At 68.6% G+C, this 8,888-nt stretch carries 2 protein-coding genes; both read left to right on the forward strand.

The genetic code is table 11. From position 1 onward, the window contains the following. The coding region (locus ACXAID_RS25445) for a condensation domain-containing protein (RefSeq protein ID WP_475024960.1) at positions 1 to 1,049 on the forward strand (1,049 nt) is incomplete at its 5' end. After that, on the forward strand, positions 1,036 to 8,888 hold a 7,853-nt coding region (locus tag ACXAID_RS25450), incomplete at its 3' end, for an amino acid adenylation domain-containing protein (RefSeq protein WP_475024961.1). The genes ACXAID_RS25445 and ACXAID_RS25450, both read left to right, overlap by 14 nt.

Raw genomic sequence — 8,888 nt, forward strand, 5'->3', positions numbered from 1 at the left:
ACGGAGTCTCCTGGCGCATCCTGCTCGAAGACCTCAACCTCGCCTGGACCCAACACCGCAACGGACAACCCGTCACACTGCCCACACCGGGAATGTCGTTTGCCGGTTGGTCGGCATTGCTGCCCGGCCGCGCCCGGCAACCCGGTGTCGTCGCTCACACCCAGGCGTGGCAGCAGATCGCCGCGACATCAGGCGCGCTGCCCGCGGTGCGCCCCGACTCGGACACGCTGGGCACCGCTGGAAACCTGTCGGTGGACCTCGATGTCGAGACCACCGAGCTGCTGCTCGGCGAAGTGCCCGCGGCGTTCCACGCCGGGATCAACGATGTCCTGCTGATCGCATTCGGACTCGCACTGGCCGAATTCCTCGGAGAGCCCGGCGCGATCAGCATCGATGTGGAAGGCCATGGCCGCGAGGAAGAGCTGGGCAGTGGCAACGAGGTCATCGATCTGTCGCGCACCGTCGGGTGGTTCACCGCCAAATATCCGGTGGCACTGACGCTGGGTGGGTTGAGCTGGGCCCAGGTGGTTTCCGGCGCCGCCGAGTTGGGCACGGTGCTCAAGGACGCCAAGGAACAGCTGCGGACCGTGCCCGACGGCGTCACCTACGGGCTGCTGCGCTACCTCAACGACGATGTCGACCTCGACGGACCCGACCCCTCGATCGGATTCAACTACCTGGGTCGCCTCGGCGGCACCGGGGGCCGGGCCACCGCACAACCAACCGAGGCCTGGCAGATCAGCTGGGACTGCCTGGCCGACATCAACACGCACCACGACCTGTCCGCTCCGCTGGCACATACCGTGGAGCTCAACGCCGGCACCGTGGACACCGCCGCCGGACCGTGCCTGCGCGCCGGGTGGACGTGGGCGCCGTCGGTGCTCAGCCAGGCACATATCAGCCGGTTGAGCCGACTGTGGTTCGACGCGTTGACCGGGATATGCGCCCATGTCCGCGGCGGTGGCGGCGGTCTGACGCCCTCCGATATCGCCGTGGGCCTCAGCCAGCAGCAGATCGACGAGCTCCAGCGGCAGTATGCAGATAGCTGACGTTCTGCCCCTGACTCCGCTGCAGCAGGGGCTGCTGTACCACGCCAGCACCGCGCAGCAGGGTGACGACGTCTACGCGGTCCAGCTGGACATCTCGCTGTGCGGTCCGCTCGATCGGGACCGCTTGCGCAGTGCGGTGCAGGCCGTGGTGCATCGGCATCCGCACCTGGCGGCGCGATTCTCCGGCAAGTTCGACGAGCCGGTCCAGATCATCCCGGCAGACCCCGAGGTGCCGTGGCGCTATGTCGATCTGACCGGAAACGGCGCCGAAGACCCGGCTGGAGTCGATGACCAGATCGACCTGATCTGCGCCGCCGAGCGCGCCGCGGTTTGCGATCTGGCCACCCAGTCACCGATTCGCGGCACGCTGATCCGGTCAGCCCCGGATCGGTACCGGCTGGTGCTGACCAATCACCACATCGTGCTCGACGGTTGGTCGATCCCGATTCTGCTCGGTGAAATATTCGGCAGCTACTACGGCCACCGGCTGCCGCCGGCGATACCGTACCGCCGGTTCGTCGGTTGGCTGACCGCGCGCGACCTCGACACCGCCCGCGCCGCGTGGAGCGAGGTGCTGGCGGGTTTCGACACTCCGACTCTGGTCGGCCTGGCCGGCCAGGCCGACGACGCGCGCCGGGAAGTCGCGTCCTACGAAGTGTCCGAACAGATCACCCGCGCCCTCGGCGAGCTGGCGCGCACCTGCCACACCACCGTCAGCACGGTGCTGCAGGGCGCGTTCGCGCAGCTGTTGATGTCGTTGACGGGCCAGCACGATGTCGCCTTCGGCACGACCGTCTCGGGGCGGCCCAGCGACGTGCTCGGCGCGGACTCGATGGTGGGCCTGATGATCAACACGGTCCCGGTGCGGGCGACCGCCACCGCCGGAACCACCACCGCCGACCTGCTCGGCCAACTGCAGGACTCCTACAGCCACACGCTCGAGCACCAGCACCTCGCGCTCAACGAAATCCACCGCGCCGTCGGTCAGGACCAGCTGTTCGACACCTTCTTCGTATACGAGAACTACCCGATCGACGCGGCCCAACTCTCCGGCGCCGACGGGTTGACCGTCACCGAGTTCTCCCACCGCGAGTACAACCACTACCCGCTGGCGATTCAGGCCATGCCCGGAACCGAACTGCGCCTGCGCGTCGAATTCGACAGCGGCGTCTTCGACAAGGCGTCCGTCGACGCTCTCATCGGGCGCTTCCGCCGGCTGCTGGCGGCCATGACCGCAGATCCCGGCCGGCCGCTGTCCTCGATAGCCCTGCTCGACGACGGTGAGCTCGACCGGCTGGAACAGTGGAGCAACCGTGACACATTGACCCGACCCGCACCGGAACCGGCGTCGATCCCGGCGTCGTTCGCCGCGCAGGCCGCCCAACAGGTGGACAAGGTGGCGCTGACCTGCGGGGAGCGTTCGTGGTCCTACCGTGAGCTGGACGAGGCCGCAAACCGGCTGGCGCACCTGTTGGCCTCACACGGAGCAGGACCGGGGCAGCGGGTCGCCCTGTTGCTGCCCCGCTCCGCCGAGGCCATCGTGGCGATCCTGGCGATCGTGAAAACCGGTGCCGCCTATGTGCCGATCGACCCCGCCGTCCCGGAGGCGCGCAGGGAGTTCGTTCTCGCCGACGCCGCGCCGATGGCCGCCGTCACCAGCGCCGGGCTGGCCGATCGTTTGGACGGGTCCGGGCTGCTGGTCGTCGACATCGGCGATCCTGCCAACGAAGATCAACCCTGCACCGCGCTTCCGGCCCCGGCCCCCGACGACCTCGCCTACCTGATCTACACCTCGGGCACCACCGGCACCCCCAAGGGGGTGGCCATCACCCACCAGAACGTCACCAGACTGCTCGCGGCGATGGCCCTGGACATGGAGCTGGGCGAACAGGTCTGGTCCCAGTGGCACTCGCTGGCGTTCGACGTGTCGGTGTGCGAGATCTGGGGAGCGCTCCTCTACGGCGGGCGCCTGGTGGTGGTGCCCGAATCGGTGGCACGCGCCCCGGAGGAGTTCCATGCGCTGTTGGCCCGCGAGCATGTCACGGTCCTGAGCCAGACTCCGTCGGCGTTCTATGCGCTGCAGACCGCCGACGCACTGGCGCCCGAGCTGGGTCGTGAACTCGACTTGCGCGCGGTCATTTTCGCCGGGGAAGCCCTGGAACCACAGCGGCTCAAGACCTGGCGGGAAGCGCACCCGGGTGCGCCGCGCCTGCTCAACCTGTACGGCACCACCGAAACGACGGTGCACGCCTCGTTCCGCGAGATCACCGACACCGACATCGCCAACGACAGCGGCGTCAGTCCGGTCGGTGTGCCGCTGCCGAGCTATGCGTTCTTCGTACTGGACAACTGGCTGCGGCCGGCACCGGTGGGTGTGGTCGGTGACCTGTACGTGGCCGGTTCCGGCGCCGGCGCCGGCTACTGGCGGCGTTCGGGGCTGACATCGACGCGTTTCGTCGCGTGCCCCTTCGGAGCCGACGATCAACCGGGGCAACGGATGTACCGCACCGGCGACCTGGTGTTCTGGGGAGCCGACGGACAGTTGCGGTATGTGGGACGCGCCGACGAACAGGTCAAGATCCGCGGCTACCGCATCGAGCTGGGGGAGGTCCGCGCGGCGCTGGACGGGCTGGACGGAGTCGAGCAGGCGGTCGTCATCGCCCGCGAAGACCGTCCCGGCGACAAGCAACTGGTGGGATACGTGACTGCGACCCCCGCCGACCCGTCGTCGCTGGACCCCGCGACGCTGCGCGCCGCGCTGTCCGAGCGGCTACCCGAGTACATGGTCCCGGCCGCGATCATGGTGATCGACGCCCTGCCCCTGACCGTCAACGGCAAGCTCGACAGAAGAGCTCTGCCGGCCCCCGAGTACGGCGACTCCGAGAGCTATCGCGCACCCGCCACCGCAGTCGAGGAGATCCTGGCCGGCATCTACGCCAGAGTTCTCGGTGTTGAGCGGGTCGGTGTCGACGAGTCGTTCTTCGATCTGGGCGGGGACTCGCTGTCGGCGATGCGCCTGGTCGCCGCGGTCAACGCGGGCCTGGACGCCGGACTCTCGGTGCGCACGCTGTTCGAGGCGCCGACAGTGGCCAAGCTGGCCCCGCGGGTCGGTACCGAGCACTCGCGCCTGGCACCTCTGGTGGCGATGGAACGGCCGTCGGTGATTCCGTTGTCGTTCTCGCAGAACCGGTTGTGGTTCCTCGACCAGTTGCAGGGACCCTCACCGACCTACAACATGGCAGTGGGGCTGCGGCTCAAGGGCCGGCTCAACACCGAGGCGTTGGGTGCCGCGCTCGCCGACGTGGTGGAGCGGCACGAAAGCCTGCGCACGATATTCGCCGCGCCGGACGGAGTACCGCACCAGCTGGTGGTGCCGGCGCAGCAGGCGGACTTCGGCTGGGACGTCGTCGATGCCGGCGGCTGGTCGCAAGAGCAGCTGGACGGGGCGATCCGCGCGATCACTCGGCACGCCTTCGACCTGGCAACCGAGATTCCGATGCAGGCCAGGCTCTTCCGGATCGCCGAGGACGATCACGTGGTCGTGTCGGTGGCTCACCACATCGCCGCGGACGGCTTGTCGGTCGGACCGATGGTGCAGGACCTCGGCATCGCCTATGTCTGCCGATGTGCGGGCGCGGCACCGTTCTGGGACGAACTGCCGGTGCAGTACGTGGACTACACGCTGTGGCAACGGGCACAGTTCGGCGAACTCGACGACGGGGACAGCCTGATCGCCGCCCAGCTGGCCTATTGGCAGGACGCGTTGGCCGGGATGCCCGACCGGCTCGAGTTGCCGACCGACCGGCCGTATCCGCCCACCGCCGATCAACAGGGTGCCAGCATTTCGGTGCACTGGCCGATCGAGCTGCAACAGCAGATCGCCCGGGTGGCCCACGAACACAACGCGACGAGCTTCATGCTGGTTCAGGCCGCCCTGGCAGCACTGCTGGCCAAGCTCAGCGCGACCACTGACGTGGCGGTGGGATTCCCGATCGGCGGCCGGCGTGACCCCGGCCTGGACGACCTGATCGGATTCTTCGTCAACACCCTGGTGCTGCGGGTCGATGTGAGCGGGGATCCGACCGTCGCCGAACTGCTGGCTCGGGTGCGCGCCCGCAGCCTGGCCGCCTACGAACACCAGGATGTCCCCTTCGAGGTCGTGGTCGACCGGCTGAACCCGACCCGGTCGCTGACCCATCATCCGCTGGTCCAGGTGATCCTGGACTGGCGCAACCTGCCGGGGGAGACCAGCGACGACATCGTGATGGCGCTGGGTGACCTGCAGGTCACCCAGATCCCGCTGGAAACCGATACCGCCCGCATGGATCTGGCGTTCTCGTTCAGTGAGCGGTGGACCCGGGCGGGTGAGCCCACCGGGCTCGGGGCGCTGATCGAATACCGCACCGACGTGTTCGACCAGTCCAGCATCGAAATGCTGATGGAACGGTTGCGGCGGGTACTGGTGGCGATGACCACCGACCCGAAGCAGCGGCTGTCGGCGGTGGACGTCCTCGACGAGACCGAGCGCAGCCGTCTCGATCTGCTCGGCAATCGTGCGATGTTGACCAGCCCCGCACCGGCGGCCGTTTCGGTTCCGGAGTTGTTCGCCACCGCGGCCAGACGCTCCCCGGAGGCGATCGCGCTGCGTGCGGCCGACCTGTCACTGACCTACCGGGAACTCGAGGCATCCGCGACCCGGTTCGCGCATGTGCTTTCCCGAGCCGGTGTCGGCCCCGGTGCCTGTGTCGCACTGTTGCTGGAGCGCTCGGCCGAAGCCGTTGTGGCGATGCTCGCGGTCCTGAAGACCGGCGCAGCCTACCTGGCCATCGACCCGGCACTCCCGCAGAACCGGATCGGGTTCATGCTCACCGATGCCGCACCGACCACAGCGGTCAGCTCGGCCGATCTGCGGTCCCGGCTGGACGGGTACGACGTTGCCGTCGTCGACATCGCCGATCTCGAGATCACCGACACCACTGATCCATTCGGTCCACCGATACCGGCGCCGGTCCCGGACGACATCGCCTACCTGATCTACACCTCGGGAACCACCGGCACCCCCAAAGGGGTTGCCGTCACCCACCGCAACCTGGCGCACCTGGCCGACTCACCGCCGCCGGACCTGCCCGCGGTGCAGGTGTGGACCCAGTGTCACTCCTACGCGTTCGACTTCTCGGTCTGGGAGATATGGGCAGCGCTGCTGGGCGGCGGTCGATTGGTGATCGTGCCCGACTCCACCGTCCGCTCACCGGACGACTTCCACGCACTGCTGATCGACGAACGGGTCACCGTGCTGACCCAGACCCCCTCGGCGGTGAACGCCCTTCGCCCCCAGGGGCTGGAGTCGGTGGCGCTGCTGCTCGGCGGCGAGGCGTGTCCGGCCGAGACCGTGGACCGGTGGGCGCCGGGCCGCGTCGTGATCAACGCCTACGGCCCCACCGAAGCGACCGTGTACGCCTCCATGAGCACCCCTCTGACCGCCGGCTCGGTCGGGTCCGGTGTGGCGCCGATCGGGGGACCTGTCCCGACCGCGGCCCTGTTCGTTCTCGACGAACAGTTGCAGCCGGTGCCGCAAGGCGTGGTCGGGGAGTTGTACGTGGCCGGCCGGGGTGTGGGCGTCGGGTATGTCGGGCGAACCGGCTTGACCGCCTCCCGGTTCGTCGCGTCGCCGTTCGGGCGCCCCGGTGAACGCATGTATCGCACAGGGGACCTGGTGCGCTGGCGGTCCGATGGGCAACTCCAATACCTCGGACGCGCGGACGAGCAGGTCAAGATCCGCGGCTACCGCATCGAGCCGGGGGAGGTCCAAGCCGTCCTGGCCGGGCTCGACGGGGTCGATCAGGCGGTGGTGATCGCCCGCGAGGACCGCCCCGGGGACCCACGCCTGGTGGGTTATGTCACCGCCGGGGATGCCGAGCCGGATCCGGCCGCGCTGCGCGCCACGCTGTCCGAGCGGTTGCCCGCATACATGGTTCCGTCCGCGGTGATGGTCCTGCCCTCGGTGCCGCTGACCGTCGGCGGCAAGCTGGACAGACGGGCACTGCCGGCACCCGACTACCAGGACGCCGCGAGGTATCGCGCCCCCACCACCCTCACCGAGGAGATTCTGGCCGGTGCATTCGCCGAGGTGCTGGGTATGGAGCGCGTCGGGATCGATGACTCGTTCTTCGATCTGGGCGGCGATTCGTTGTCGGGCATGCGATTGATCGCGGCGGTCAACGCCCGATTGGACGCCGACATCGCGGTGCGCGCGTTGTTCGAAGCTCCCACGGTCGCGCAGTTGGCACCCCGGATCACCGGCGACCATGCCGGGCGATTCGAGCGGCTGGCCGCACGCCCACGTCCCGAGATCGTCCCGCTGTCCCTTGCGCAGAATCGGCTGTGGGTCATCGATCAGCTGCAGGGCCCCTCGCCGATGTACAACATCGCCGTGGCGTTGCGGCTGGACGGGGCGCTCGACGCCGACGCACTGGGCACCGCGCTCGCCGATGTGGTCGACCGGCAGGAGAGCCTGCGGACGCTGTTCCCGGCGGTCGACGGAATCCCCGAGCAGCGGGTGGTGTCCCATGACAAGGCCGACTTCGGCTGGGCGGTGACGGATTGCACCGGCTGGTCGCCGGCTCGGCTGGATCAAGCCGTCGATGAGATGGTGCAATACACGTTCGACCTCGGCGCCGAAATACCTCTTCGCGCGAAGCTCTTTCACCTTGCCGACGATCAACACATCCTGGTCGCCGTGGTGCACCACATCGCCGCCGACGGCTGGTCGGTGACTCCGCTGGTGCGTGACCTCGGTGTCGCCTATGCCGCCCGCAGCGTGGGGGAAGATCCCGATTGGGCCGATCTCAGCGTGCAATACGTCGACTACACGTTGTGGCAGCGCGAGCAGCTCGGTGACCTGGCAGACCCGGACAGCCGAATCGGCGCGGAACTGGCCTACTGGGAAGACGCTCTGGCCGGCCTGCCCGAGCAGTTGGCGTTGCCGACCGACCGTCCCTACCCGCAGGTGGCCGACTACCGCGGCGCCCGGCTGGATGTGTCGTGGCCTGCCGAGTTGCAGCAGCAGGTCGCCCGGGTGGCCCGTGAGCACAACGCGACCAGCTTCATGGTCGTCCAGGCCGCCCTGGCCGCGCTGCTGGGAAACCTCAGCGGCAGCGGCGATGTCGCGGTGGGCTTCCCGATCGCCGGGCGCGGGGACGCCGCGCTCGACGACTTGGTCGGATTCTTCGTCAACACCCTGGTGCTGCGGGTCGACCTGACCGGGGATCCCAGCTTCGCCGATCTGCTGACGCAGGTGCGCCGGCGCAGCCTCGCGGCCTACGAGCACCAGGACGTACCCTTCGAGGTGCTGGTGGACCGGCTCAAGCCGGCGCGCAGCATGACTCACCATCCGCTGGTCCAGGTGTTGTTGGCGTGGCAGAACTTCGCCTGGCAGGACAGTGAGACCGCCGGGCTGGCATTGGGCGACTTGCAGGTGACCCCGATGCCGGTCGACACCAAGACCGCACGGATGGACCTCACCTTCAATCTGGGTGAGCGCTGGGACGACGCCGGAGAGCCTGCCGGGATTCTCGGGGCCGTGGAGTTCCGCACCGACGTGTTCGACGCCGACACCATCGAAAAGCTGCTGGAGCGCTGGCAGCGGGTGCTGTCCGAGATGGTCGGCGACCCGGCCCGACGGCTTTCGACGGTCGACCTCCTCGACAGCGGTGAGCACGCGCTGCTCGATCAGTGGGGTAATCGTGCGTCGTTGGCCGGGTCGGACGGTGGTGTGGGTTCGATTGCCGGGGCGTTCGCGGCGCAGGTGGCCCGTGATGCCGATGCGGTGGCGGTCAGCTT

Source organism: Mycobacterium sp. ABE4_509, assembly GCF_056160785.1.